At 73.9% G+C, this 24,827-nt stretch carries 25 protein-coding genes; 7 read left to right on the plus strand and 18 right to left on the minus strand.

Going from position 1 to position 24,827, the window contains the following annotated elements:
• Positions 1 to 295: 295 nt before the first annotated feature.
• Complete coding sequence (locus tag ACGFS9_RS17520) at positions 296 to 2,188, plus strand: arabinofuranosidase catalytic domain-containing protein (protein ID WP_393254097.1); 1,893 nt, start codon at positions 296 to 298, stop codon at positions 2,186 to 2,188.
• Between the two features lie 115 nt (positions 2,189 to 2,303).
• Here the strand turns inward: ACGFS9_RS17520 and ACGFS9_RS17525 are convergent, their stop codons facing one another.
• The 3 genes from ACGFS9_RS17525 to ACGFS9_RS17535 all read right to left on the minus strand — a co-directional run bounded on the left by ACGFS9_RS17525 (position 2,304) and on the right by ACGFS9_RS17535 (position 5,451).
• Positions 2,304 to 3,041 carry a YoaK family protein gene (locus ACGFS9_RS17525; RefSeq protein ID WP_393254098.1) on the minus strand — a complete coding sequence of 246 codons (738 nt, stop codon included), beginning with the start codon at positions 3,039 to 3,041 and terminating at the stop codon, positions 2,304 to 2,306.
• Positions 3,042 to 3,256: 215 nt separating this feature from the next.
• Positions 3,257 to 4,846: an FAD-dependent oxidoreductase gene (locus ACGFS9_RS17530; protein WP_393254099.1), complete on the minus strand. Its 1,590-nt coding sequence runs from the start codon at positions 4,844 to 4,846 to the stop codon at positions 3,257 to 3,259.
• Positions 4,843 to 5,451, minus strand: coding sequence for a TetR/AcrR family transcriptional regulator (locus tag ACGFS9_RS17535; RefSeq protein ID WP_393254100.1), 609 nt, complete (start codon positions 5,449 to 5,451; stop codon positions 4,843 to 4,845). Before ACGFS9_RS17535 ends, ACGFS9_RS17530 begins: the two co-directional genes overlap by 4 nt.
• A gap of 84 nt (positions 5,452 to 5,535) precedes the next feature.
• Here ACGFS9_RS17535 and ACGFS9_RS17540 point away from each other — a divergent pair, with 84 nt between their 5' ends.
• Positions 5,536 to 7,125 (plus strand): FAD-binding oxidoreductase, encoded by a 1,590-nt coding sequence (locus ACGFS9_RS17540; protein WP_393254371.1) that lies wholly within the window; start codon positions 5,536 to 5,538, stop codon positions 7,123 to 7,125.
• Positions 7,126 to 7,194: 69 nt separating this feature from the next.
• Positions 7,195 to 8,076: a YegS/Rv2252/BmrU family lipid kinase gene (locus tag ACGFS9_RS17545; RefSeq protein ID WP_393254102.1), complete on the plus strand. Its 882-nt coding sequence runs from the start codon at positions 7,195 to 7,197 to the stop codon at positions 8,074 to 8,076.
• Positions 8,077 to 8,107: 31 nt separating this feature from the next.
• On the opposite strand, the gene ACGFS9_RS17550 is transcribed toward ACGFS9_RS17545, so the two are convergent.
• Complete coding sequence (locus ACGFS9_RS17550; RefSeq protein WP_393254103.1) at positions 8,108 to 8,914, minus strand: Ig-like domain-containing protein; 807 nt, start codon at positions 8,912 to 8,914, stop codon at positions 8,108 to 8,110.
• Between ACGFS9_RS17550 and ACGFS9_RS17555 the strand changes: the two genes are divergently transcribed.
• Together ACGFS9_RS17555 and ACGFS9_RS17560 are read left to right on the plus strand one after the other, a co-directional pair.
• On the plus strand, positions 8,895 to 9,170 hold the full coding sequence (locus tag ACGFS9_RS17555) for a hypothetical protein (protein ID WP_393254104.1): 276 nt from the start codon (positions 8,895 to 8,897) through the stop codon (positions 9,168 to 9,170). The two genes, ACGFS9_RS17550 and ACGFS9_RS17555, sit on opposite strands and share 20 nt — an antisense overlap.
• Before the next feature lie 312 nt (positions 9,171 to 9,482).
• Positions 9,483 to 10,271, plus strand: a complete 789-nt coding sequence (locus ACGFS9_RS17560) for an SAM-dependent methyltransferase (RefSeq protein ID WP_393254106.1) — start codon at positions 9,483 to 9,485, stop codon at positions 10,269 to 10,271.
• A 104-nt stretch (positions 10,272 to 10,375) separates the two neighbouring features.
• On the opposite strand, the gene ACGFS9_RS17565 is transcribed toward ACGFS9_RS17560, so the two are convergent.
• The 7 genes from ACGFS9_RS17565 to ACGFS9_RS17595 all read right to left on the minus strand — a co-directional run bounded on the left by ACGFS9_RS17565 (position 10,376) and on the right by ACGFS9_RS17595 (position 15,290).
• Positions 10,376 to 10,774, minus strand: coding sequence for a DUF4440 domain-containing protein (locus ACGFS9_RS17565; protein ID WP_393254108.1), 399 nt, complete (start codon positions 10,772 to 10,774; stop codon positions 10,376 to 10,378).
• 415 nt (positions 10,775 to 11,189) lie between these two features.
• Positions 11,190 to 11,723, minus strand: a complete 534-nt coding sequence (locus ACGFS9_RS17570) for a DUF6328 family protein (RefSeq protein WP_393254110.1) — start codon at positions 11,721 to 11,723, stop codon at positions 11,190 to 11,192.
• 346 nt (positions 11,724 to 12,069) lie between these two features.
• A complete protein-coding gene (locus ACGFS9_RS17575; protein ID WP_393254112.1) occupies positions 12,070 to 12,540 on the minus strand; it encodes a DUF3618 domain-containing protein in 471 nt (156 codons plus the stop codon).
• Positions 12,537 to 12,971, minus strand: a complete 435-nt coding sequence (locus tag ACGFS9_RS17580) for a phage holin family protein (protein ID WP_393254113.1) — start codon at positions 12,969 to 12,971, stop codon at positions 12,537 to 12,539. Before ACGFS9_RS17580 ends, ACGFS9_RS17575 begins: the two co-directional genes overlap by 4 nt.
• A gap of 155 nt (positions 12,972 to 13,126) precedes the next feature.
• Positions 13,127 to 13,798: an HAD family hydrolase gene (locus ACGFS9_RS17585; RefSeq protein ID WP_393254115.1), complete on the minus strand. Its 672-nt coding sequence runs from the start codon at positions 13,796 to 13,798 to the stop codon at positions 13,127 to 13,129.
• 76 nt (positions 13,799 to 13,874) lie between these two features.
• Entirely contained in the window at positions 13,875 to 14,840 is a 966-nt protein-coding gene (locus tag ACGFS9_RS17590; RefSeq protein ID WP_393254117.1) for an LLM class F420-dependent oxidoreductase, read from the minus strand.
• 108 nt (positions 14,841 to 14,948) lie between these two features.
• Entirely contained in the window at positions 14,949 to 15,290 is a 342-nt protein-coding gene (locus ACGFS9_RS17595; protein ID WP_393254118.1) for a hypothetical protein, read from the minus strand.
• A 1,143-nt stretch (positions 15,291 to 16,433) separates the two neighbouring features.
• Between ACGFS9_RS17595 and ACGFS9_RS17600 the strand changes: the two genes are divergently transcribed.
• A complete protein-coding gene (locus ACGFS9_RS17600; RefSeq protein WP_393254119.1) occupies positions 16,434 to 17,426 on the plus strand; it encodes an iron-containing redox enzyme family protein in 993 nt (330 codons plus the stop codon).
• Between the two features lie 12 nt (positions 17,427 to 17,438).
• On the opposite strand, the gene ACGFS9_RS17605 is transcribed toward ACGFS9_RS17600, so the two are convergent.
• The 4 genes from ACGFS9_RS17605 to ACGFS9_RS17620 all read right to left on the minus strand — a co-directional run bounded on the left by ACGFS9_RS17605 (position 17,439) and on the right by ACGFS9_RS17620 (position 21,697).
• Positions 17,439 to 19,166: a thiamine pyrophosphate-dependent enzyme gene (locus tag ACGFS9_RS17605; RefSeq protein WP_393254120.1), complete on the minus strand. Its 1,728-nt coding sequence runs from the start codon at positions 19,164 to 19,166 to the stop codon at positions 17,439 to 17,441.
• Between the two features lie 49 nt (positions 19,167 to 19,215).
• Positions 19,216 to 20,799, minus strand: a complete 1,584-nt coding sequence (locus ACGFS9_RS17610; RefSeq protein WP_393254122.1) for an FMN-binding glutamate synthase family protein — start codon at positions 20,797 to 20,799, stop codon at positions 19,216 to 19,218.
• Positions 20,800 to 20,871: 72 nt separating this feature from the next.
• Entirely contained in the window at positions 20,872 to 21,210 is a 339-nt protein-coding gene (locus ACGFS9_RS17615; protein WP_393254124.1) for an ANTAR domain-containing protein, read from the minus strand.
• Positions 21,211 to 21,319: 109 nt separating this feature from the next.
• Positions 21,320 to 21,697: an ArsR family transcriptional regulator gene (locus ACGFS9_RS17620; protein ID WP_393254126.1), complete on the minus strand. Its 378-nt coding sequence runs from the start codon at positions 21,695 to 21,697 to the stop codon at positions 21,320 to 21,322.
• 494 nt (positions 21,698 to 22,191) lie between these two features.
• On the opposite strand from ACGFS9_RS17620, the gene ACGFS9_RS17625 reads away from it, so the two are divergent.
• Positions 22,192 to 23,151: an alpha/beta hydrolase family protein gene (locus tag ACGFS9_RS17625; RefSeq protein ID WP_393254128.1), complete on the plus strand. Its 960-nt coding sequence runs from the start codon at positions 22,192 to 22,194 to the stop codon at positions 23,149 to 23,151.
• Positions 23,152 to 23,248: 97 nt separating this feature from the next.
• Here the strand turns inward: ACGFS9_RS17625 and ACGFS9_RS17630 are convergent, their stop codons facing one another.
• The 3 genes from ACGFS9_RS17630 to ACGFS9_RS17640 form a co-directional block, all read right to left on the minus strand.
• Positions 23,249 to 23,596 carry a hypothetical protein gene (locus ACGFS9_RS17630; protein ID WP_393254129.1) on the minus strand — a complete coding sequence of 116 codons (348 nt, stop codon included), beginning with the start codon at positions 23,594 to 23,596 and terminating at the stop codon, positions 23,249 to 23,251.
• A gap of 389 nt (positions 23,597 to 23,985) precedes the next feature.
• Positions 23,986 to 24,351: an ArsR/SmtB family transcription factor gene (locus ACGFS9_RS17635; protein WP_393254131.1), complete on the minus strand. Its 366-nt coding sequence runs from the start codon at positions 24,349 to 24,351 to the stop codon at positions 23,986 to 23,988.
• Positions 24,348 to 24,794: an SRPBCC domain-containing protein gene (locus tag ACGFS9_RS17640; RefSeq protein ID WP_393254133.1), complete on the minus strand. Its 447-nt coding sequence runs from the start codon at positions 24,792 to 24,794 to the stop codon at positions 24,348 to 24,350. Before ACGFS9_RS17640 ends, ACGFS9_RS17635 begins: the two co-directional genes overlap by 4 nt.
• Between the last annotated feature and the right edge of the window lie 33 nt (positions 24,795 to 24,827).

A 24,827-nucleotide genomic window follows, 5' to 3' on the forward strand; every position in this document is an offset into this window, starting at 1 on the left:
GCACGGCATCACACCATCCCCGGCACGGCGTATCGGGCGGCGGCATCTCGTCGCGGCGACGACGCCGGCAGACCGCGGGGCCGGGCGTTCTCCGCGTCACCCGACGACGGCAGAAGGGCGGAAGATCACCCGCAAAACCACAGGTTCAGACACCGAGAAGGGTCGACCAAAAAGAAAAGCAACAAATATTGACGCAATCAACCAGCGCGCGTAGCTTCCGACCCAGTCGTCGGACAGCGCGAACTCAGCTGTCCCAAGGGCGAGTTGTAGCTCCATCCTCCACCTGGGAGCACTTATGCGCAGAACAAGATCTGCCCTCTCGCGTCTCTTCCCCCGGCCGGCGAGCTCGCCGGCGTCCCGGCTGCGCCGGATCCTCCTGTCCGGTGCAACCGCCCTCGGTCTCCTGCTCACCCTGGTCGTCGGCCTTCCCGGCGTCGCCCGGGCGGCCGGATCGCAGCCCTGCGACATCTACGCCGGTGCGGGCACCCCGTGCGTCGCCGCGCACAGCACCACCCGGGCCTTGTTCTCCGCCTTCGACGGCCCGCTGTACCAGGTCGCCCGCGCCTCCGACGGAGCCACCAGGGACATCGGGCTGCTGTCCGCGGGCGGCTACGCGAACGCCGGTCAGCAGGACGCCTTCTGCGCCTCCACCACCTGCAGCATCTCGAAGGTCTACGACCAGACCTCCCGGCACAACGACCTGTTCCCCGGCCCCGCGGGCACCGCCGGAATGGGGGCGGACCGCGGGGCGGACGCGAGCGAGCTGTCCGTCACGGCGGGCGGCCACAAGGTGTACGGCATCTGGATCTCCCCCGGCGTCGGCTACCGCTCGCACGGCGCCGCGTCCGGCGTCGCCGTCAACGGCCAGGCCGAGGGCGCGTACATGGTGGCCAGCGGCACGCACGTCGGCTCCGCCTGCTGCTTCGACTACGGCAACGCCGAGGCGACCCCGGCCGACACGGGCAACGGCCACATGGACGCCGTGTCCATCGCCACCACCTGCTACTTCGCGCCGTGCAGCGGCTCGGGCCCCTGGGTCGAGGCCGACCTGGAGAACGGCATGTTCCAGGGCGACAACGGCTCCAACACCGCGAACAAGGGCAACGGCAGCGCGTACGTGACGGCCGTCCTGAAGAACAACGGGCAGACGACGTACGCGCTCAAGGGCGGCGACGCGCAGTCCGGCGGCCTCACCACCTGGTGGGACGGCGCCCTGCCGTCGCGGGGCGGCTACCGGCCGATGCACCAGGAGGGCGGGATCATCCTGGGCACGGGCGGCGACAACAGCAACTGGAACATGGGCACCTTCTTCGAGGGCGTCATGGTCGCGGGCTACCCGACCGACGCGGCCGAGAACGCCGTGCAGGCGAACATCGTGTCCGTCGGGTACGCGGGCCGGACCGACGTGCCGAACGGCCCGCAGGCCACCATCACCGGCCCGGGCGGCCAGTGCGTCGACGTCGCCGCGGACGACACCGGGGTGAACGGGGCGGCCGTCGCCCTGTGGAACTGCCAGTCCTACGCCGAGGACCAGCACTGGACCCACTACGCCAACGGCTCGCTGGTGACCATCGGCCGCTGCATGGACATCGTCGGCAACGGCACCGCCAACGGCACCCGGGTCGAACTGTGGGACTGCAACGGGGTGGGCGGCCAGAAGTGGGTGCAGCGCGCCGACGGTTCGCTGTTCAACCCGCAGTCGGGACGGTGCCTGGACTCCCCCGACGGCGCCACGGCCAACGGCACCCGGCTGCGGATCTGGGACTGCAACGGCTCCGCCGCCCAGAGGTTCACCGTGAACGCGGGCGCGCCCGTCGTGGGTCCGGGCGGCACGTGCACCGACGTGGCCGGTGACGACAACGGGTCCAACGGCACGGCCGTGCAGCTGTGGGGATGCCAGTCGTACGCCGTCGACCAGCACTGGTTCCACAGTGCGGACGGCCGGCTGCACACGCTGGGCCGCTGCCTCGACATCAACGGCAACGGCACGGCCAACGGCACCCAGGTCGAGCTGTGGGACTGCAACGCGGCCGGCGGGCAGGTCTGGCAGCAGCAGGGAGACGGATCGCTGCGCAACCCGCAGTCGGGACGGTGCCTCGACTCCCCCGACGGCGCCACGGCCGACGGCACCCGGCTGCGGATCTGGGACTGCAACGGCTCCGCCGCCCAGAGGTTCGCCCTGGGCTGACCGGCGCCGCGACTCCGGCCCGGCCGGACCGTGCGGGTCCGGCCGGGCCGAGCGGCCCGATCCGAGCGGCCCGATCCGCGTCGCCTCCCGGCTCCCCCGCGGACCGGCGGCCGCCTCAGCCCACCAACTCCGCGGCCAGCAGCCCTTCCCGGGCCAGCACCACGTTGAGCACCGCGACGACCAGAGTGGCCGCCGCGACGGCGAGCAGGGCGCGGCCCGTCCCCCAGGGCGTGATCAGGGCGCCGAGCGCTCCGCCGACGAAGATGCCGAGCACGGTCGCGAGGAGACGCACGCGGGTCATGCCCCGGGGCGGGTCCGCGGGAAAGGCGCCGGCCAGGCCGTGGACGAGGCGCACCAGGGACATCTGGACCAGCAGGGTCGGCATCCCGGGGACGGCGGCCCGCAGCGCGGTGTCGGCCCGCAGCCCCATGGCGAACGCCACCACGGCGATGGCGAGGGCGTCGGGATCGTGGGTGAGTGCCCCGGAACCGTGCCGCCACAGCACCATCGCCCCGGCGGCGGCCAGCAGGACGCCCTCGACGGCGAGGGCCGCGGCGAACCAGTGCCGCCGCCGGGCGACGAGACCTGCGGTGACCCGGGCGCCGGCCGCCGTCCCGAGGACGAAGGCGACCAGCGCCGTGGCGGTGAGGACCACCGTGGTCTGCCCCTCGTCCGCGACGGCGAACGCGAGGAAGAGCACGTTGCCCGTGGCCAGGGCGGTGAAGACGTGACCCATGGTCAGAAAGCTGACCGCGTCGACCGCGCCCGCCAGGACGGTGAGCGTGGCCATCACCACCGTCCGCTGCCGTTCGCGGTGGTCGGCCGGGGGCGGTGGTCCGGATTCTTCGCGCATACGGTCAGTCTCGGCTCGGCGACCGCCGGGGCGGCCGGTGCCGGCCGCGACACGCGCTGGGCGTGCCGCCAACCGGGGCCGCTCGCACCACCGGGCCGCTGCCTGCACGCTCGTCCCGGGAGACGGCGGTGCGGGGCGGCGGCATCCACCGGTGTCCGCCGCACCGGTGGGGGCGGCGGCCCGCCGCGGGAGCGGCGCGGGCGCCGGAGCCGGGGTCAGGCAGGCTGTGCCGCCGCCTCCAGCGCCTCGCGGGCCGCCTCGAGGGCCGCCTCCCGGTCGTGCGGCACCAGGCCGATGCGGGTACGGCGGTCCAGCAGGTCCGCCTCGTCGAGGGCTCCCTCGTGCCGGGCGGCCCACACCAGGGCGGCCCGGGTGACGGGGTGGCCCGGCACGACGGGCTCGTTCAGGCCGGGATCGCGGTCGCCCAGCGCGTGCACCGCCGTGGCCTCGGTGCCGTGGCGGCGGACGAGGGCACCGGGGGCGGCCAGGGCGCGGAGGCGGTGCGGGGCCGCCGCGCCGACCAGGGGCAGGGAGGCGGTCGGGGAGGGACCGGCCCGCAGGCCGCGCGCGGCGACGGCCGCGTCGACGGCGTCCTGCGCCATGCGGCGGTAGGTGGTGAGCTTCCCGCCGACGACGGTGACGACCCCGTCGTCCGAGGTGAGGACGGCGTGCCGCCGGGAGATGTCGGAGGTGCGGGCCGTTTCGCCCGACCGGGTCGGCGCGGCGTCGAGCAGGGGGCGCAGTCCGGCGAAGGCGCCCAGCACGTCGTCCCGGCCGACGGGTACGTCGAGGGCCGATCCGAGGACGTCGAGCAGGAAGCCGATGTCGGATTCGGGAACCTCCGGCACGTCCGGGATGTCCCCGTCGACGGGTTCGTCGGTCAGGCCGACGTACACCCGGCCGTCGTCCTGGGGCAGGACGAGGACGAAGCGGTTGCTCTCCCCGGGGATCGGGATGTGCAGCCCCGCCGGGAGCGGCCCGAACAGCTCTGCGGGCAGGACGACATGGGTGCCGCGTGAGGGGCGGACGCGGATGCCCTCGACGAGTTCGCCGGCCCAGACGCCCGAGGCGTTGATGACGCAACGGGCCCTGATCTCGCCCTGCTCGCCGGTGAGTTCGTCGCGGACACGGGCTCCCGAGCCGGTGAGTTCCAGGGCGCGCACGCGGGTCAGCACGCGTGCGCCGCGGGAGGCCGCCGTGCGGGCGATCGCGGTGACGAGCCGGGCGTCGTCGGTGACCCGCCCGTCCCAGGAGAGCAGTCCGCCGCGCAGTCCCGCCGCGCGTACGGACGGGGCCAGGTGGCGGGCCTCCACGGACGACAGCCGGCGGGGTGCCGGCAGCGTGGCCCGGGCGGTGCGGGCGGCGAGCCGCAGCGCGTCGCCGGCACGGAACCCGGCCCAGGCCAGGGACGACTGGCCCCGCGACACCATGGGCGTGAGGGGCAGCACGAAGGGCTGGGCGCGCACCAGGTGGGGGGCGGTGCGTTCCATCAGCACCCCGCGCTCGACCGCGCTCTCGTGGGCGACGTCGAACTGCCCGGAGGCGAGGTAGCGCAGGCCGCCGTGGATGAGCTTGGAGCTCCAGCGGGAGGTGCCGAAGGCGAGATCGTGGGCGTCGACGGCGACGACGCTCAGGCCGCGGGCGGCGGCGTCGAGGGCGACCCCGGCGCCGGTGGCGCCGAGGCCGACGACCAGGACGTCGGCCGTCCCGCCGCCGGCCGCCTCGGCCAGCTCACGGCGGCGGCGGGCGGCGGAGAGGGACGATCCGGCGGCGACCGGGAGGGAGTTGCGGCTCGCGTGGCTCATGGCGTGAGGGTCCTCTCCAGAAGGGTGCGCAGTTCGCCGAGGAAGGCGGCGCCGGTCAGCTCCGGGTCGTCCTCGTCGGTCATGGTCCGCAGCGACAGGGTGAAGGACTGGACGACCAGCAGCACCGCGCGCGCCTGCCGTTCGACCGGGGCCCGGCGCACCGATCCGTCGGCGTGCCCCTCCTTCAGCGCCTCGGCCAGGAGGGCGAGCAGGGCCTCCTGGCTGGCTCCGCGGCGGTCCAGCACGTAGGGCAGGAGGAGTTCGGGGTCGACGTCGACGATCTTGCGGAAGAGGGGGTGGGCGCGGAACGCCTCGACCCCGGCCACCAGCCCGTCCACGATCAGCGCGCGGGTGGCGTGGTCCGGGCTCGGCTCCGGCATGGCGCCGGTCGCCACGTCGATCCACTCACGCGTCATCAGATCGCCGACCAGGGAGCGTACGTCGGGCCAGCGGCGGTAGAGCGTCATGCGCGAGACGCCGGCCCGGCGGGCGACGTCCGTGAGGGTCGTGCGCCGCACTCCGACGGCCAGCACGCAGTCGCGCACGGCGTCGAGGACGGGATCGCTGTCCGGCTGGTCCACATGGTTGTGACGAATAGGCGCCATGTGTAACAGTGTAACGCCCGGTGCGGCCGGGCGGGAAACGGCGCGGAGCGGACCGACCGATGACGACCGATGAGGACGACGTTCATGGACATGCTGTGGAGTGGCTGGGGCGACCCCGCCGAGGCGGCACCGCTGCCCGACGCGGTGACCGGCCTGCTGCGGGACCTGCTCGGCGTCAAGCCGCGTGAGACCGGCACCCGCCCGCTCGCGGAGATCGCCGTCGCCGACCCCCCGCCGGACGCCGCGCTGCGTGCGCTGGCGCGGGCCGTGGGCGGCGAGGAGCACGTGCGCACCGACGCGGAGAGCCGCATCCGGCACACCCGCGGCAAGTCCACGCCGGACCTGCTGAAGATCCGCGAGGGCGACGCCACGGACGCCCCGGGGGCGGTGGTCCTGCCCGGCGGCCACGACGAGGTGCTCGCCGTGCTGCGCGTGTGCGCCGAACACGGCCTCGCCGCCGTCCCGTTCGGAGGCGGCACCTCCGTCGTCGGCGGTCTCGCCCCCGAGCGGAGCGCGTTCGTCGCCCTCGACCTGCGGCGGATGAACGGCCTGACCGACATCGACCCCGTCTCCCGCACCGCCACCCTCCAGCCCGGCCTGCGCGCCCCCGACGCCGAAGCACTCCTGGCCGAACACGGTTTCACCCTGGGGCACTTCCCGCAGTCCTACGAGTGGGCCACCATCGGCGGATTCGCGGCGGCCCGTTCCAGCGGGCAGGCGTCCGCCGGCTACGGGCGCTTCGACGAGATGGTCCTCGGCCTGACCGTGGCCACCCCCGAAGGCACCCTGGACGTGGGCCGCGCACCCCGCTCGGCGGCCGGCCCCGACCTGCGGCAGCTGATCCTCGGGTCGGAGGGCGCCTTCGGCGTGATCACCGCGGTGACCGTGCGGGTGAGGCCGCTGCCCCGCACCCGCGTCTACGAGGGCTGGCGCTTCGCCTCCTTCGAGGAGGGAACCGCCGCGCTGCGCCGCCTCGCCCAGGACGGCCCGCGGCCCACCGTGCTGCGCCTGTCCGACGAGACCGAGACCTTCGTCGGCCTCGCCCAGCCGGACGCCATCGGCGCGGCCGAGGTACCGGCGGACGCCGGATGCACGGCGATCGCCGGATACGAGGGGACCGAGGCCGACACCGCCTGCCGCCGCGAACAGGCCGCCGCCGTACTGCGCGCCGCCGGCGGGACATACCTGGGGGCCGAACCGGGCGAACGCTGGGCCCACGGCCGGTACTCGGCGCCCTACCTGCGGGACGCCCTGCTCGACGCGGGCGCCTTCGCCGAGACCCTGGAGACCGCGACGTTCTGGTCCCGCGTCCCCGCCCTGTACGCGGCCGTCCGCGGCGCGCTGACCAAGACGCTCACGGCGGCCGGCACCCCGCCGCTGGTCATGTGCCACATCTCGCACGTGTACGAGAACGGCGCGTCCCTGTACTTCACCGTCGTCAGCGCCCAGGGCGAGGACGCCGTGGCGCACTGGGCGCCGGCGAAGCGGGCGGCGAACGAGGCCGTGCTCAGGGCGGGCGGCACGATCAGCCACCACCACGGCGTGGGCACCGACCACCGCGCCGCGTACGTGCGGGAGGCCGGCCCGCTCGGCATCGAGGCGCTGCGCGCCGTCAAGCGGCGGCTGGACCCCGACGGCGTCTGCAGCCCCGGAATCCTGCTCCCGTCGGACTGACCGCCCCCGGCCCCGCTCCGCCCCACGCCCCCCGCTCCTCCTCACCCACCACCGCCCGGAGGCACATCGATGCGACAGTTCACCGCGGTCGTCAATCCCACTGCGGGCGGCTCCACCGGGGCCGCGGCCCTGCTCCATGTGGCCCGGCTGCTGCGGGAGGCGGGGGCCGGGCTGGACACCGAGTACAGCCGCAGCCTGGCCCACGCACGCGAACTCGCCCGCGCCGCCGGAGAACGCGGCCGGACGGTGCTCGCCGTCGGCGGCGACGGGATCGCCGGCGGCATCGGGGGTGCCCTCAGCGGGACCGGCACCGTGCTCGGCCTGGTCCCGGCCGGCCGCGGCAACGACTTCGCGCGGGCACTCGGCCTGCCCACCGAGCCGGCCGAACTGGCACGGGTCCTGCTCGACGCCGCACCGCGGCGGGTCGACACCATCGAGGTGGAGTCGGCGGCCCACGCCCGCACCGTGGTCCTGGGCAGCGTGTACGCGGGCGTCGACGCGCTCGCCAACCGGCACGCCAACCAGGCGCGGCTGCTGCGCGGGGCCGCCTCCTACTACGCGGGCGGCCTGCGGGCGGTGACGGGGTGGCGCCCCGCGTCGTACCGGGTCACCGTCGACGGCGTGGAGCACGCGCACCGCGGATACACCGTGGTGGCGGCGAACTCCGCGTTCTACGGCTCGGGGCGGATCATCGCGCCGGCGGCACGGGTGGACGACGGCCTGCTGGACGTCGTCATGATCCGGGAGGCGCCGCGGCGGCTGTTCTTCACCCTGATGAACGAGCTGAAGACCGGTGCCCACGTGGACCGGCCCGAAGTGGTGATCCTGCGGGGCCGGGAGATCCGCGTCGAGGCGGACCGGCCCGTGCCCTACGGCGCCGACGGGGAGGTGGACGCGGTCCTCCCCGTCACCGCCCGCGTGCTCCCCGGCGCTCTGGCCATGCTGTTCTGACGGCCCGGGGCGACGGGCCGCCGGCCGCGCGTCACCCGGCGGTGACGGCTCCGCTCGCGCTGCCCGCCAGCCACTGGTCCCAGCCGAGGTTGAAGGAGGCGTAGCCGTTGTCGGCCGGCGCCTTCGCCCGCGGCGACCCGGTGACGGTCACCGGGTCGCCCTGCTTGACCTGGCCGTAGAACCACTTGGCGTCGGACATCGACAGGTGGACGCAGCCGTGCGAGCCGCGGGCACTGCCGCTGCCGGGGTTCGGGTCGCCCGTGGAGTAGTGGACGTAGGTGCCCGACTGGGTGAGGTGGACGTCCCAGGGCAGCGTCAGGTCGTAGTAGTCCGGGCTTCCCTTCGTGCAGCTGATGCCGACGCTGCACGAGGTCATGTGGACCTTCTTCTGCTTGTCGATGACCGCCATCGTGCCGTTCCACGTGGGGTACTGGGTGCTGCCCGCGTTGATCGACAGGGTCCGCACGGTGTGGCCGTTCCTGGTGACCTTCATCGTGTGGCCGGTCGCGGAGACGTCGGCCCGGACGTCGTCGCCGACGGTGAACTCGTGCACGTAGGAGTGCACGCCGTAGCGGCCGTTGCCGTTGCCGACGTCCTTGAGATCGGCGTCGATCTTCACCTTGGTGCCGGACGCCCAGTACTCCTTGGGCCGCCAGTCGGCGCGCCGGTCGCCGAACCAGTGCCAGGCGCCCTCCGTCGGCTGGGACGCCGTCACCTTCATGTGCTTCTCGATGTCCGCCCGGGCCTTCTGGGCCACCGGGTTCGTGAAGACCACCGAGATCGGCATCGCGACACCGACCGTGCTTCCGCTCTGCGGCATGATCGTGTCCAGCAGCATCGGCGGTCCCGAGGGCTTCGGTGGCGACGGCTTCGCACTGGCAGAGGGTTTCCCGGAGCCGCCGCTCTTCCCGTCGCCGGAGCCCGCCTTCGCGGCCCCTCCCCCGCAGGCGCTGGTGCCCGCCAGCACCACCACCGTGACCAGTGCCGTCGCTATTCCGCTGCGTCGCTTCACGTCCACCCCGGCTTGTTCGCTTGCCTGCCTCACTGCTGTCTTGGACCCTGTGCGCCTGCCCCTGGTTGCAGTCGACATGTAAAGCGTCATTCAAAACCGGCCACGCCGGGCCGCGCCGGCTCAAGGCGCCCGTCCCTCCGGCGCTGTCGTCGTGCGTCCGGAGCGGCCGAAGGGGCGTGCCGCGCGGACGGCGCACGGAGCCGGGAGCGGAACCGGAATAGCGGCAGCCGCGCTCCGCCGCCCGGACCGCCGCGGCACCGACCCGACCGTCCGATCGATACGCAGTACGGCCCGGCCCGCGGCCCAACTCCGCCTGCGCACGGCATACATGACAGGCCCGAGTAGGATGATCGAACACTCGGCCAGCCCGCTCACCGGCGCGATGGGAGCTTCCATGACGATCGATCCGCAGCCGTTCCCGCCGATCGACACCAGCAAGGCGCATCCGGCGCGGGTCTACGACTGGCTGCTGGGCGGCAAGGACAACTACCCCGTGGACGAGGCGGTCGGCGAGAAGCTGCCGCCGGAGGCCAAGGACGCCGCCCGGCAGAACCGGCAGTTCATGCACCGGGCGTCCGGCTGGCTCGCCCGTCAGGGCGTCGACCAGTTCCTGGACATCGGGACCGGCATCCCCACCGAGCCGAACCTCCACCAGATCGTGCAGGGCGTGGTGCCGACGGCCAAGGTCGTCTACACCGACAACGACCCGATCGTGCTGCGGCACGCCGAGGCCCTGCTGGTCAGCAGCCGCGAGGGGGCCACCGACTACATCCAGGCCGATGTGCGGCAGCCGCAGCAGATCGTGGAGCACGCCCGACACATCCTGGACTTCACCCGCCCCGTCGCGATGTCCCTGATCGCGCTGATGCACTTCATCCCCGACGAGCAGGACGCGCACGGCATCGTGCGCAACCTGGTCGCCACTCTGCCCTCGGGCAGCTACCTGGTGCTGTCGCACGCCGCCTCCGACATCTACCCGGAGCTGTCCGCGCAGGTCACGGCCGAGTACGCCAAGGGAGGCATCAAGCTCGGCTTCCGCACCCGCGCGGAGGTGGAGCGGTTCTTCGACGGCTTGGACCTCGTCGCGCCGGGTCTGGTGACGGCGACGGAGTGGGTCGGCCCGGACGCGTCGGCGGCGCCCGAGGGAAGCGGCATCTACGCGGCGGTCGCCCGCGTCCGCTGAACCCGGCCACCCGGCGGGGCGGTTCACCGGGACCGGGCCGGCCGGCCGTCGAGCACGGGGCGGCCGGCCCGCACCGCCCGAGCCCGCCGGCCGTGCCCCGCGGATCAGGGCGCGTCGTACCAGGCGAACGCGGAGATCCGCCAGCCTTGAGGTGTGCGGACGAACTGGATCGCCTTGGTGCCGCCGCCCTCGAAGGGCTCGCCGTCGAGCGTGCCGGCCTTCCGGTACGTGCCGAACCGCGCGGCGACGTCACCGGCGATGTCGGTCCGCTCGGACGTCTCCCACTCGTGGAAACCGACCAACCGGCCCTCGGAGAGGAGCCGTTCACGGGGGACGACGAACTCGTCCACGGTGTAGGCCGTGTACTGGGGCCCCGTCTTCACGATCAGCCCGCCCGGGACGACCAGCCGGCGGATCCGGGCGACATCGGCCCCGGCGCCTCCCCGGTTGTCGAAGGCCCCGAAGAACTCGGCGGTCAGCGCGTCTATCTCCTGCTGGGACATGACCGGACACTACAGCCGCGGCCGGGCGCGGCCGGGGCCGGCCGGGTCCCGTGATGGCGTCCATGCGGGTGGCGTACGGCCCCGCGGCGATCCTCGACGGCGGGTACGGCGTTGTGCAGCGTACCTGTCCATGTGTCACCCCGAGAGGACGTTCCGTGCGCCGAACCCTGCTCCTGTCCGTCTGTGCCCTCGTCGCCGCCGCGGCGACCGGCTTCTTCACCACCAGCGCCATCCGCAACCGCTGACACCGGGACACCTCCCGCACGCGACCGCTCGCCCCGGCCACCGCCACCGGATGCCGCCGGGCGGGGCGGCTCCCCGCCGCCCCGCCCGGTCGCCGCTCGCCCGGCCCGAGGTGTACGCGGGTGTCCGATCCGCGTCGCGCGGCACCGAGCCCCTCGCGCGAGGGGTGCGGTCACTTGTCCCCGTCGGCCCCGGCCCCGGCGTCGGCGTCGGCGTCGCTCCTCAGCAGGAGCACCACCGGAATCACCAGCCACCACACGAGGTAGAGCGCGGCCACGCCCGCGACGATCCACGGCACAAAGCCGTCGTCATGGGTGGCCGTGCGCAGAACCAGCAGGAGGGAGGAGACCATCGTCAGGAGCAGCAGGGTGAGGCCGAGCAGGGTCAGCCGCGCGGCCCACCGGACGGCCTGCGGCTTGATGCGGCGCCCGGAGACGATCCGGTGGAACGCCACGGGTCCGATGAGGGAGCCCGTCGCCGTGGCCCCGAGGACGATCGTGACCATGTAGAGCGTCTGGTCCTGATCCGACAACTGCCGGTACGTCGGCTGGAACACCACGGTCAGCAGGAAGCCGAAGAGGATCTGCACGCCGGTCTGCGCGACCCGGATCTCCTGGAGCAGGTCGCCCCACATCCGGTCGGCGCGCTCGTGGGCGGACTCGTCGCGCCCGTCGCCCTGCCTGTCGTCCCGCGTCCGGCTCTCCATCGTCGTCCTCTCGCCCGTGGCCAGCGTGCGGGCCGGTGACCCGCGTGCGCGCCGAGCCCCGCCCCGACGCGCGTGGATCTTCGGATACCCCGACCGGCCCCGAGCGCACCCGCGCGTTGGAAGGTGAGCCCCTCACGGTGCGGGGCCGGGAGGCCGTCCGGCGCAGCGCACGGCACACGACGTCGCGCACGTACGCCGCTCGGGTCGAACGCCCGCAACCGGCGGTTGCCGCGCACGACGAGGGCCGGAGGGCGCCGCCGTGGCGGTGCCCTCCGGCCCTCGTCTCCCCGTCTTTCCCTCCGGCGCGCCTCGTGCATCCCGTTCCGGGCACGGTGAGGCGCCCCGGTCACCCCTTCCTGCGCCGGACCGCCAGCCAGACGACCGCGCACGCTCCGGCCGCCGCCAGCAGGAGCTTGCGGTTGTCCCGTGCCACGCGCGCGCCCTCGGCGGCCTGCCGGCGCACCGGCTCGGGTGCCTTCTCGTCCCAGACACGACCCGCCTTCTCCGCGGTGCCGCGGACCTGGACGGCGGTCTGGGCGGCCTTGTCCTTGACGGGGTCCGGAACCTTGTCCTGGACGGAGTGGGCGGCCAGCACCGCCTTCTCCTTCAGTTCGGCCGCCTTGGCCGTAGCCTGTCCGGCCACCTCCTGGCCCTTCTCCTTGGCCTGCGCGCCCTTCTCCTTGGCGCGGGCCTTGACGTCGGCCTTGTCGGCGAGCGCCTGCACGGTGTCCCCGAGTTCGACGCGGGTCTGCTCGACCTGCTCGCGCAGTTCCTCGGGGGTGGCGGCGGTCTGTTCGCCGTCGGACGGCTTGCTCATCGGTGGGCACTCCTCCTGATCTCGGCCACGTCGGCCTTGACGTTCTCGATCGCCTGCTCGGGTTTGGGCGGTGCCGCCCGGTGGACCTGCTTCCTGCCGCTCAGGGCGAGCACCGCGGCGACGGCACCGAGGACCGCGGTCACGATCAGCGCCGCGGCCCACACCGGGAGCGGCACCGCGAGTGCGGCGACGGCCGTCGCCACGAGGGCCTGCAGAGCGAGGAAGCCGACCACGCCGGCCCCGCCGAACAACCCGCCGCTCCTGCCGTAGCGCCTGCCCTTCTCCTGCATCTCCGCCTGGGCCAGGCGCAGTTCGCCCCGGACCAACTCGGTCAGTTGCGACGACGCCTGCTGCACCAGGTCACCGACCTGCTGCGATCCGGCCTCTCGTGGCTGTTCGTCGGTTTCCTGGACCTGCGGCCGCGCACTCACCACGGCGATCGCCTCCTTGCCCGTTGTCCTCGGCCCGGCCGGTACACCCGCGGATGGTCCCGGCTCCCGGTCGGAGAGCGGGTACCCCGATCCGGGCACTTCAGGAGTCCGGTTCGCAACGCTTCACGCATCGGCCACGGAACACCACTCCCCCGTCACGCGCGATCGGCGAAGACACTGGTGTCGAGGCGGTCCAGGAGGTCGGCGAGGTCCCGGTACACGGCGCGCGCCCCGGCTTCCTCCAGATCGGCGCGGGGAATCCCGCCGGACAGGACGGCGAGGGGCGTCGTGCCGTCCCGTGCGGCGGCGCGCATGTCCCACACGGTGTCGCCGACGAACACCGCGTTGTCCGCGGCGACCCCCGCGAGTTCCCTGGCCCGCTCGACGGGCCCGGGCGCCGGCTTGCCCTCGGACACGTCGTCGGCGCTCGCCGCGCCGAGGATGACGTCGTCGGCGTCGATCGCGCGGCGCAGGGCGGCGAGTTCCGCCCCGCTCGCGGAGGTGGCGAGGACGATCCGCCAGTCCCGGGCGGCCAGTTCGCGCAGCAGGTCCCGGGCCGAGTCGATGGCCGGCAGCCGGTCGTGGTACGTCGCGTACAGGGCGTGGTGGGCGGCGACGAACTGTTCGTCCTGTCCCTTGTCGCGGTCCTCCCCGAGCAGGCGCTCGATCAGGTCTCCCCCGCCGAGTCCGACCGCCCGGTGGATCTCGGCCATGGGTACCCGGTGGCCGCCCTGGCGGAATGCCTCCCACCAGGTGACGACGTGCAGATGGTTGGTGTCGACCAGCGTTCCGTCGACGTCGAAGATGGCGGCGCGTTGCGTGGTCATCGCGGTTCCCCTCGTCCGGTGACGGCCTGTCCCCTTCCTCCAGCGCACACCCCGTCGGGCCGTGCGCGTCGCCGGTTCACAGGGCCCTCAGGGCCGGCAGCAGCTTCCGCTCGGCCCACTCCAGATAGGGCACCTGGTGATCCCCGCCGATCTGCACGAGCGCGACCTCGGTGAACCCCGCGTCGACGAAGGGCCGGACGGCGTCCACGAACGCGTCGACGTCGTCGCCGCACGGGATCGACGCGGCCACGTCCTCGGGCCGGACGAACCGGGTGCCTGCGGCGAAGGCCGTGGTCCCGGGCAGTTCGGAGTTCACGGGCCAGCCGCTGCCGAACCAGCGGAACTGGTCGTGGGCGCGGGCGACGGCCGCGTCGCGGTCGGTGTCGAAGCAGACGGGCAGCTGGCCGATCCTGGGCTTGCCCCGGCCTCCGTGAGCCTCGAAGGCGGACACCAGTTCCGGCCTGGGCTCCGTGGCGATCAGTACGTCGGCCAGCCGCCCGGCGAGTGCGCAGGACCGGTCGCCGGAGACCGCCACGCCGATCGGCGGAGGCTGATCGGGCAGATCCCACAGCCGGGCGTTCTCGACGTCGAAGTGAGGCCCGTGATGGTGGACGCTCTCCCCGTCGAAGAGCCTGCGGATGATCTGCACCGCCTCCTCCAGCTTCGCCAGCCGGACCCGGGCGGAGGGCCAGCCGCCGCCCACCACGTGCTCGTTGAGGTTCTCGCCGGATCCCAGTCCGAGCCGGAAGCGGCCCTGTGAGAGCAGTTGCAGGGTGGCGGCCTTCTGCGCGACGACCGCCGGGTGGTAGCGGGTGGTGGGGCACGTCACGTACGTCATCAGCGGGATGCGCTCGGTGGCCTGCGCCGCGGCGCCAAGGACGCTCCAGACGTACGGGGCGTGCCCCTGCGACTCCAGCCAGGGGAAGTAGTGGTCCGAGGTGACGGAGAAGTCGAACCCGGCGCGTTCGGCGCCCACCACGTGGGCGACGAGGTCACGCGGCCCCGCCTGTTCCGTCATCATCGTGTAGCCGATCTGCACCATGCCGGTCTCCTCCTCGGGGCTCAGGGCTTCGTACGAGCGGCGGGGGGCGGCCTCTGCCTCGGGTTCCCGCACCCGGCCGCCGGACCCGAGTACGCCGTATCCGCCTTGCTACGCCTTCGTCCGCAGTTCGAGGTCGACTTCCTTCTCCTGGTCGCCGGAGGCCGAGCCGCGCTCCTGCACGGTGAAGGAGCCGCCGAGGGCTTCGCGGAGCCGGTCGACGGCGACGTAACCGCCTTGCAGCGTGGCGGCCACGGAGCCGCTCAGCGGGGTGGGGCCGGTGGGGACGCGCTCGTCGGTGGGCTCGAACTCGGCCGTCCACACGGGCGGGTGGCCGCCCGCCTGGTCCCGGAGCGCGTCGTCGGGACGGTCGACGGGAAATGCCGTCCGCAGGACGTCGAAGACCGCGGCGGCGTCTTCTTTGGAGGCTCCGGTGAGGGACACGGTGACCATGGCGGCCACTCTCCTTTCGGCTCGGGGGTGCGGCTCGGGGCGGCCCGCTCCGGGTGGGACCGTCACCCGGCCGGGCGCACTCGGGCGCGCCCGGTGTGCGGCCACCCGTTCGGCGCAGTCGCGGCGCGACTCGGGGCGGCCGGGACCGCTCTTCCAGCGTCGCCCGCCCGGCGCGTCCCGGCGCGCCGGGACGCGGTGGCTGGTCGCGGTACCCGGTGTCTCGACAGCCCTCTCGCCTCCTTCGCGGACGGGACGTGACGGTGGCGTCGGGCCCGAGTACCCCTCTGGCGGCGGACGATGTCGGGCTCCGGCGGGCGGTGCCTCGGATTGCCGGAACAGCCATGTCCGTCATACCCCGATAAAATGGGTGCAGCCGGCTTCACCCTCCTGTCGGCTACTCCTGTGTGGCGTGCGGTACCGGCGCCACACAGGAATTCCGCACAGGCGCGGGACGGCGCGACGCCCCAGGTCGGCGCACCCGCCCAGCCGCGGCCCCGGGCACCGGCGAAGCGGGCCACCGCGGCACGTGTCAGGTCCGCGCCGGCGGGGCACCCACCCCAGGGAATACTTTTCGCCCCTTTTGCTCCGACATGCGATCCGGAGGCCGTCATGGGAACACCCCGCTACAGCCCCCTCCCGACGCCTCCCGGCGGATACGCCCCCCACGAGGAGACCCGCCTGCTGCCGCGCGCCCCGGCACGGGAGGACGCGAGAGTTTCGACCGGCGTACCCGAGCCGTGCACCGGCACCGCAGGGCTTGCCCCGCGCATCGGGGGCATGCTCCCGGCGGTCCACTCGGCGCTCCGCGGCACCGCGGCGACGCGGGCCGGGTCCGAGGCCCGCGTCGCCGGACGCCCCGTCCGGTCCGAGCGCCGACCTGTCCGGCTCCGCCGCCCGGGGTTCCCGGCCTCCGAGGACGACCTGGAAGAGCTGGTGGCCATCCGTGCCCGGCCGTCCTGAGCGACCGCGCCGCGTCACCGTGGGCCGCGCCGGGCCGGTTCTCGTCGTAGGACCCGTCGAGGGCGTCGGCGAGGACGGCACGGTCCGCGCCTCGCACCGCTTCCGGCCCGCGGCCCGCGTCCGCCGCCGCATCCGCCCGTGGTGCGCCACCGGCCGCCGCCGTCGCGGGCACCGGGGCGCGTCATGAGCGGTTCCCCGCTGCCCTCCGAGCGCGGCGCGCTGTCCCGCCCGCTGCTGTCCACGCTGCGCTACGGGACACCACTGCCGGCCCCCGACGGCCTGGAGGAGGCCGACCCCTACGGCGACGACCTGCAGCTCACCCTGTACACGCTGTACGAACTCCACTACCGGGGCTTCGCCGAGGTGAACGACGAGCGGGAGTGGGACCCGGGGCTGCTGGCCCTGCGCCGGTCGCTGGAGCTGCGCTTCCTCCACGCGCTGCGCATCGACGTGCCCGACGACCACGACGCCGGCGCCGCGCTCGACGCCCTCCGGGAGGAGCCGCCGGCCCGTGACGGCACCGGCGTCAGCCACTACCTCCAACGCGACGGCGAGCTGTGGCAGTTCCGGGAGTACGCCGCCCTGCGCTCGCTGTACCACCTCAAGGAGGCCGATCCGCACGTGTGGGTCGTCCCCCGGCTGCACGGCCGGGCCAAGGCGGCCATGGTCGCGGTGGAGTACGACGAGTTCGGCGCCGGACGGGAAGAGGCCGTCCACGCCCGGCTGTTCGCCGACCTCATGGCGGATCTCGGTCTGCGCACCGAGTACGGCCACTATCTGGACGCGGCTCCGGCGCAGGCGCTCGCGACCGTGAACCTGATGTCGCTGCTGGGCCTGCACCGGGCGCTGCGGGGTGCGCTGGTGGGGCACTTCGCCGCCGTGGAGACCACGTCCTCGCCCAGGTCGCGGCGGCTGGCCGCCGCGCTGCGGCGGATGGGCGCCGGCAGGGCGGCCCGGCGGTTCTTCGACGAGCACGCCGCGGCGGACGCCGCGCACGCACAGGTCGTGCGGCACGAGGTGGTCGGCGGGCTCCTGGAGGACGAGCCCGACCTCGAACCGGACGTGGCCTTCGGCGTGCGGGCCACCGGTCATCTGGAGGACCGGCTGGCCGCCCACCTGCTGGCCGCCTGGCGGGAGCGGCGCAGCGCGCTGCGCGTGCCGCTCGCCGCCGCCTGACGTCCGGCGCGCTCAGCCCTCCCGGCTCGCCAGGACCTCCTTGACCTTGGCGATCGCGAAGCCCCAGCCCTGGGACACCGTCGGCTTGCCCGGCACCGCCACCTCCTCGGGATTGGTCAGCACGTCCAGCACGACCGGTCCGGGGGTGGCGAACGCCCGGCGCACGCCGTCGTGCAGGTCGGCCGGGTCGGTGACCCTGATGCCGGTGAGACCGAGCGCGGTGGCCACCGCCGCGAAGTCGGGGTTGTCGAGTTCGGTGCCGAACTCGGGCAGCCCCGCCTGTTCCTGTTCCAGCTTGACCATGCCGAGCCGCCGGTTGTCGAACACGACGAGCTTCACGGGCAGCCGGTACGTCGCGATGGTCATGAGGTCGCCCAGCAGCATGCCGAGTCCGCCGTCGCCGCAGAAGGCGACGATCTGGCGTTCGGGTGCCCAGAGTTGGGCGCCGAGCGCCTGGGGCATGGCGTTGGCCATGGAGCCGAGGTTGTAGGAGCCGATCAGGCGGCGGGTGCCGGTCATGGTGACGAAGCGGGAGAGCCAGACGGTGGCCATTCCGGTGTCGGAGGTGAACACCGCGTCCTGGTCGGCGAAGGTGTCGACGGCCGCGGCGAGCGCCTCGGGGCGGATCTCGTGGTCGCGGTTGTCCAGCGCGGCGCGCAGCTTTCCGGTCCAGCGTCGGTCGTGTCCGGGCTCGGCCAGCTTGCGCTGACCTTCCTGCCAGCCGGTGAACCGGTCGCGGGCGTCGTCGAGATGGGTGCGGTCCGCGGACCCGTCGAGCAGCGGCAGCAGGGCGCGCAGGGTCGCGCCGACGTCTCCGGCCAGGCCCACGTCCACTGGGACGCGCCGCCCCAGGTGTTCCTCGCGGGCGTCGATCTGCACGACCTTGCAGTCCTTCGGATACCAGTCGCGGTAGGGGAAGTCGGTGCCGAGCATGAGCAGCGCGTCGCCGTGGTCGAGGGCGTGGGCGGCGGCGGGGTTGCCGATGAGCCCGGTCTGGCCGACCTGGTAGGCGTTGTCGTCCTCGAAGCCCTCCTTCGCCTTGAGGGTGAGCACCATGGGGGCGGCGAGCAGTTCGGCGGCGCGCAGGACCTCGGCGCGGGCCTCGCGCGCGCCGCGGCCGACGAGGAGGGTGACCTTCGAGGCGCTGTTGAGCAGGTCGGCGGCGCGTTCGAGGGCGGGGTCGTCGGGGCGGGTGACGGCGCGGTCGAGGGCGAAGCGGGTCGGCCGGTCCTCGGCGACCTCCCGGTCGCCGAGGTCGCCGGGGACGGTCAGGACGGCCACGCCGCCCCGGCTGAACGCGGCGCGCACCGCGGATTCGAGCATGCGGGGCATCTGGTCGGGTGAGGTGACGGTGGCCCGGTAGACGGCGACGTCCCGGAAGAGGAGATCGTTGTCGACCTCCTGGAAGTAGTCGCTGCCGATCTCGGCGAGGGGGACCTGGCCGCAGATGGCGAGGACGGGCGTGCGGCTCTTGGCCGCGTCGTAGAGTCCGTTGAGCAGGTGGACCGAGCCCGGCCCGACGGTGCCCATGCAGACGCCGAGGGTGCCGGAGAGCTGCGACTGGGCGCCCGCGGCGAACGCCGCGGCCTCCTCGTGCCGGCAGCCGACCCAGTCGACCCCCTCCGTGGTGCGGATGGCGTCGGTCAACGGGTTCAGGGCGTCTCCGACGACCCCGAAGACGTGCCGGACGCCCAGTTCCTCGAGCGCGTCGACGATCACCTGGGCGACGGTGCGTGTCACGGGAATGTCCTCCGGTCGGATGCGGCCGGCCGGTCGGCCGGGGGTGCGTTCAGTGGGTGAAGCGGTCCGGGTGGGCCGCCCGCCAGTCGGTTGCCCAGCTGTCGGGTGCCGATGCGAGGAGTTGTCCGGGAGTGAGCCACTCGTAGAGCTCGGCGTAGGAGCGGACGGTGTGCGGGTCGACCCGCTTGAGCAGCATGTGGGGGTGCAGGTCGCGCGGGGCGTCGACACCCATCGCCCCCATGATCTGCTGGGCGCTGCGCACCGTCGCCGCCTGGTAGCGGTGGACGCGGTGGGACTTGTCCCCGACGTCGACGGCGCGGCCCCGGCGCTCGTCCTGGGTGGCGACGCCGACGGGGCAGGTGTTGGTGTGGCAGCGCTGGGCCTGGATACAGCCCACCGCGAACATCATGGCGCGGGCGGCGTTGGTGTAGTCGGCGCCCTGCACCAGGCGTTTGACGAGGTCGCTGCCGGTGGCGACCTTGCCGCTCGCCCCGATGGTGACGCGGTCGCGCAGGCCGACGCCGACGAGGGCGTTGTGCACGGCCATCAGCCCCTCGTCGAGGGGCAGTCCCACGTTGTCGGCGAATTCCAGGGGGGCCGCCCCGGTTCCGCCCTCGGCCCCGTCGACGATGATGAAGTCGGGCGTGACGTCCTCTTCGAGCATGGCCTTGCAGACGGCGAGGAACTGGCGCCGGGAGCCGACGCACAGCTTGAACCCGACGGGTTTGCCACCGGCCAGTTCGCGCATCCGGGCGAGGAAGCGCACCAGTTCCCGCGGGGTGTCGTACACCCGGTGGAACGGCGGCGAGACCACCGTCTTCCCCTGCGGCACTCCGCGGACCTCGGCTATCTCCGCGTTCACCTTGGCGCCGGGCAGGACACCGCCGATGCCCGGCTTGGCGCCCTGGCTGATCTTCAGGGACACGCACTTGACCTGCTCGTGGGCCGCCTTCTCGGCGAACTGCTTCTCGTCGAAGTCCCCGTCGTCCGTGCGGCAGCCGAAGTAGCCGGTGCCGATCTCCCAGACGAGGTCCCCGCCGGGTCGCAGGTGGTACGCGGACAGGCCGCCCTCTCCGGTGTCGTGCGCGAATCCGCCGAGCCGGGCACCGGTGTTGAGCGCGAGCACGGCGTTGGCGGAAAGGGAGCCGAAGCTCATCGCCGAGACGTTGAGGAGCGCCATGTCGTACGGCTGCGTGCAGTGGGGTCCGCCGATCCGGACCCGGGGCGGTTCGTCGGGTACCGGGCAGGGGGCCATGGACGGGGTGAGGTACTCCCTCCCGGAGCGGTACAGGTCGCGTTCGGTGCCGAAGGGCTCCTCGGCGTCGGTTCCCTTGGCCCGTTCGTAGACGATGCTGCGGGTGTCGCGGTCGAAGGGCCGCCCGTCGAAGTTCCGCTCGATGAAGTACTGCTGGAGCTCGGGGCGCAGGGCCTCCAGTGCGAAGCGGAGACGTCCGAGGACCGGGTAGTTCCGCAGCACCGCGTGCCGGCGCTGCACGAGGTCGTGGACGGCCAGCGCGGAGAGCAGCAGCAGCGGGCCGCCCGCCGCCCAGCACCAGGGCGAGACGAGGACCGCGGCGGCGATCGCCGCCGCGGTCGGCAGGACGAGCAGGACGACGAGACGTATCTTCAGCACGCCGTGCGTCTGTCCCGAAGCACGCTCGTCAAAGCACCGGGGGCGGGCCGGATGGTTTTCTTACCCGGCTCCTTACCTTTCGCCCCCGGTGCCGCCGAGGCCGAGCCGGCGCTCCAGCTCGTCTCGGATCTCGGCGGGCAGCTCACCCGTGCGGGCCCAGCCGACGATGAGTTCGGCGACGTGGCGCAGCTTGACGTTGGTGTTCTGCGAGATGGCCCGCAGGGCGTCCCAGCCCTCGTCGGGGGTCAGCCGCCCGACGGCGAGGACGACCCCGATGGCCTGGTCGACGACGGCGTGGGAGCGCACCGCCTGCTGGAGCTGGAGGTTCTCGCCCTCCAGCCGTGTCACCGCGTCCGCCGACGTCTCGGCGGGCGGTGCCGTGTACTGGGTCCTGTCCGTGTCGGACGTCAACGTCGCCTCCGTAGGGGTCCGGGAGTCCGGCGCCAGTTCGCTTCCCTCTTGTCCAGAAATCGCAAGACCGTGCCACCGACGTGTGAAGTCGGGTGCGGAACCGTCGCGTTCAGACGCCCGCGGGAGGCGGGGCGGAGCGTCGATGTGCGCGCCCGTCCCGCTCCTCGGCCGGCGCACGGCTGTGCCCGTCGGGTCCCCGGGTCATCAGCGTGAGGAGTTCGCCGACCGTCGGGCCGAGGTCCGCGGGGTGCCGCAGCGAGGTCCCCTCCTCGATCCGGTACTCGTTGGACCGTCCGCGCCGGGTGTGTGTGAGGTAGCCGCCCTGTTCGAGGTCGGCGATGATCTTCCCCACCGCCCGCTCGGTGAGCCGGCAGCGCGCCGCGATGTCGCGGATGCGCGTCGTGCGGTCGTCGGCGATCGAGGCGAGCACACGGGCGTGGTTGGTCAGGAACGTCCAGCCGCTGTGCGCTTCGGGTACGTCACGCATGCCCTCACGATAGGCACGGATTCCGGCACGGGAAAGGGTGAATCGCCTTTCCGGCGAACGGTCGTGGCGACGCCACCGGCGATCCCGGGCACCCCTTCGCGTCCGCGGCCGGCGGGCCCTCGCCACATCGGCGAGGGTGCGGCGCGGAGGGGCGGCGCGAGGAGCGGAGGGGCGGCGCGAGGAGCGGAGGGCAGGCGTCCCGCGCGGCCTCCGTGCGGCCCCGCGGGTCCTCTCGCCCCTTCCCTTCCGGTGCCGCGGGTCCGGCACCTCCGGCTCGGGTTCCGGCTCGGGCTTGACCCGCGGGGCCGCCGGAGGGACACCGGCCCCGGTTCGCGTGCCGCGCCGTTGACCAAACGGGACGCTGTTCCGTATATTAAACGGTACAGCGTCCCACTTGAGCGCGGATCGCTGTCACGGCCGCACGCCGGCCTCCCGCACCGCACCCACCGCCCCCGCGACTCCGTCGGGGGCGGCCACGAAAGGAACCACGGACCATGAGCGACCCCAGCACCGCGCCCCGCGCCCACCGACCGTCGCCGGCCGTCCTCTCGGTGAGCCCGGTGACGCTTCCCGCACCCGGCCGCGCGGTGGACTTGGAGCTCCGGGTGTCCGCCCCGTTGACCGGAACCGGACTCCCCGTCATCCTCCTCTCGCACGGCCAGGGCGCCTCGCACCACCTCTCCTCGCTGAACGGCTACGCACCCCTCGCCCAGCGCTGGGCGGAGCGGGGCTTCGTCGTCGTGCAGCCCACCCATCTCAGCTCCCGGTCGCTGCGCCTGGACCCGACCCTGCCCGGAGCGCCGCTGCACTGGCGTTCGCGGGCGCGGGACATGAGCCTTGTCCTGGACCGGCTCGACGCGGTGGAGGAGGCCGTCCCGCCGCTCCGCGGACGCGTGGACCGGACGAAGGTCGCGGTGGCCGGGCACTCCATGGGGGGCCACACGGCGAGCCTGCTGCTCGGCGCCCGGCTCACGGACCCGGAGGACGGCACCGTGGTCGATCTCACCGACCCGAGGATCACGGCGGGCGTCCTCCTCGCCGCGCCCGGCCGGGGCGGCGACGCCCTCACTGCGTTCGCCGCGGACTCCTACCCGTTCTTCCTGAGCACCGACTTCTCCGGCATGCGCGCCCCCGCTCTCGTGGTCGCCGGCGACAAGGACGCCTCCACGCACCTGACGGTCGCCGGCCCGGCGTGGCACACCGACCCCTACACCCTGTCCCCCGGACCCAAGTCCCTGCTCACCGTGTTCGACGCGGAACACGGCCTCGGCGGGGTCTCCGGCTACGACGTCGCCGAGACCACGGACGAGAACCTCGAACGCGTCGCCGCCGTCGCGCACCTCACGGCGGCCTATCTCCGCAGCGCACTCGACCCGGAGGACCACGCCTGGCAGGTCGCGCTGGACGACCTGGCGACCCTGTCCGACCCGGTGGGCCGCGTCGACTCCAAGTAGCCGCGCCCACGGCTCGCCGCCCGCGCACTCGGGCCCCGCGGCCGAGGTCGGCCGGCGGGTGCGCGCCGGTCCCGCGGCGGCGGGCGGTCGTCCGGGATCAGCCCATCGCGACCAGGGCCAGGGCGGCCACCACGGTGATGACGGCCACCGGCACCATGACCACTCTGGTGCGCTCGATCCACCCCAGCGCCTGCGCCACGGGGGGCGACGGAGCGAGCGGCACGCGCGGCGGCTCGGCGCGACCTCGCGCCGCCGGGGGCACGGACGGGCCCGCGGTCGGCCGGGGCTCCGTCGGCACCGCCGCGGCCACCGCCGCCCCGTCGGCGGCGAGCGGGGAGCCCAGTTCACCGCACCACCGGCAACCGCCGTCCGTGTCGTCCAGCCAGGCGGCGCCCGGCGGCCGGGCCGCGAGCGCGCCGTGTCTCTCGTGGTACCGCATCGTCATGACCGGCCCAACGAGCCGGCGCGCGTCCGGGCCACGCCTCCGTGCGCCATCGTGACCCAGCCGAAACCGGTGGGCCGCCCAGCGCATCCCGAACAGGCGCGGGGTGACGGCACGAGCGGTGTCCGGCACCGCTTCCCGACGCCTCGGCCGCGTGCGTTCGGCGCCGGGACCGCGGGCGCCCTGCGCGCCCGCGGAACCAGGGCGTCGGCGGCGTCGGCGCCCTGTGTCGCGCCGGCCACCGAAGCGGCGGGCGGACCGGCACCGCGGGTCTCGCACGTCCCGCCGGACGCCGGTCCCTTCGGGAGCGGCCGGTGGGTGGTGCCGCCTCGCCACCGCGACCGGCCGGAAAGCGGTACCGGCCGAAACGCGGGACCGGCCGGAACGCGGCCTCAGGCGGGTCCGGACGGCGTCCCGTCCTCGGGCGCCTCCGCGGCCCGCTTGATGTCCGCGAGGCGCCGGTCCCAGTCCGCGGCGAGCGCGGCCATCCACCGGGCGGTCGCGTCCAGCGCCGCGGGACGCAGCGCGTACCGGACCTCCCGCCCCACCCGGACACCGGACACCAGTCCGGCGGCGTCCAGGACGCCGAGGTGCTTGACCACCGCCTGCCGTGAGACGGGCAGCCGCCCGGCGAGCGTGGTGGCGGTCGCCGTCCCCATGCCGGCCAGCACGTCGAGCAGTCGACGACGCGTCGGATCGGCCAGCGCGGCGAGGACGTCGTCGACGTCCGCGCCACCGCCGGGTCGCTCCGCGCTCACGCCGCGGGCTGTTCGGCCCGCTCCTTGAGCGCGCCGAGTTCCAGGGGCCAGCCCTCGCTGTGGTCCTCGACGTTCCGGCTGCGCAGTTCCTCCGAACCGGCCAGCGACGCGAAGCCGCTCTCGACCACACGCAGCCGGGTCCCGTCGCCCTCGGGCGTCAGCGTGAACTCCACGAGGGTGCTGTTGTCCTCGCGGAGGTCCTCCCCGGGGAAGGCGCTGGTCCAGCGGTACGCCAGGTACGTCGGCGGTTCGACCTTCTCCACGCGCACCGGGAAATCGCCGTGCTCGGGGTTCTTGAGGACGAGCGACGCCCCTTCCACGGCCACCGTGCCCGGCAGGCTCGCCTTGTCGGCCACCCAGAATCCGGGCTGGGCCACCAGCGACCAGACCCGCTCCGGGGACGCCTCGATCAGGGTCTCGCGTTCGATCCTGTCCTCGCTCATGAGGGACTCCTTCGATATCACCTTCAGATGCAA

The organism is Streptomyces sp. NPDC048566 (assembly GCF_043199735.1).
Lineage (GTDB): Bacteria > Actinomycetota > Actinomycetes > Streptomycetales > Streptomycetaceae > Streptomyces.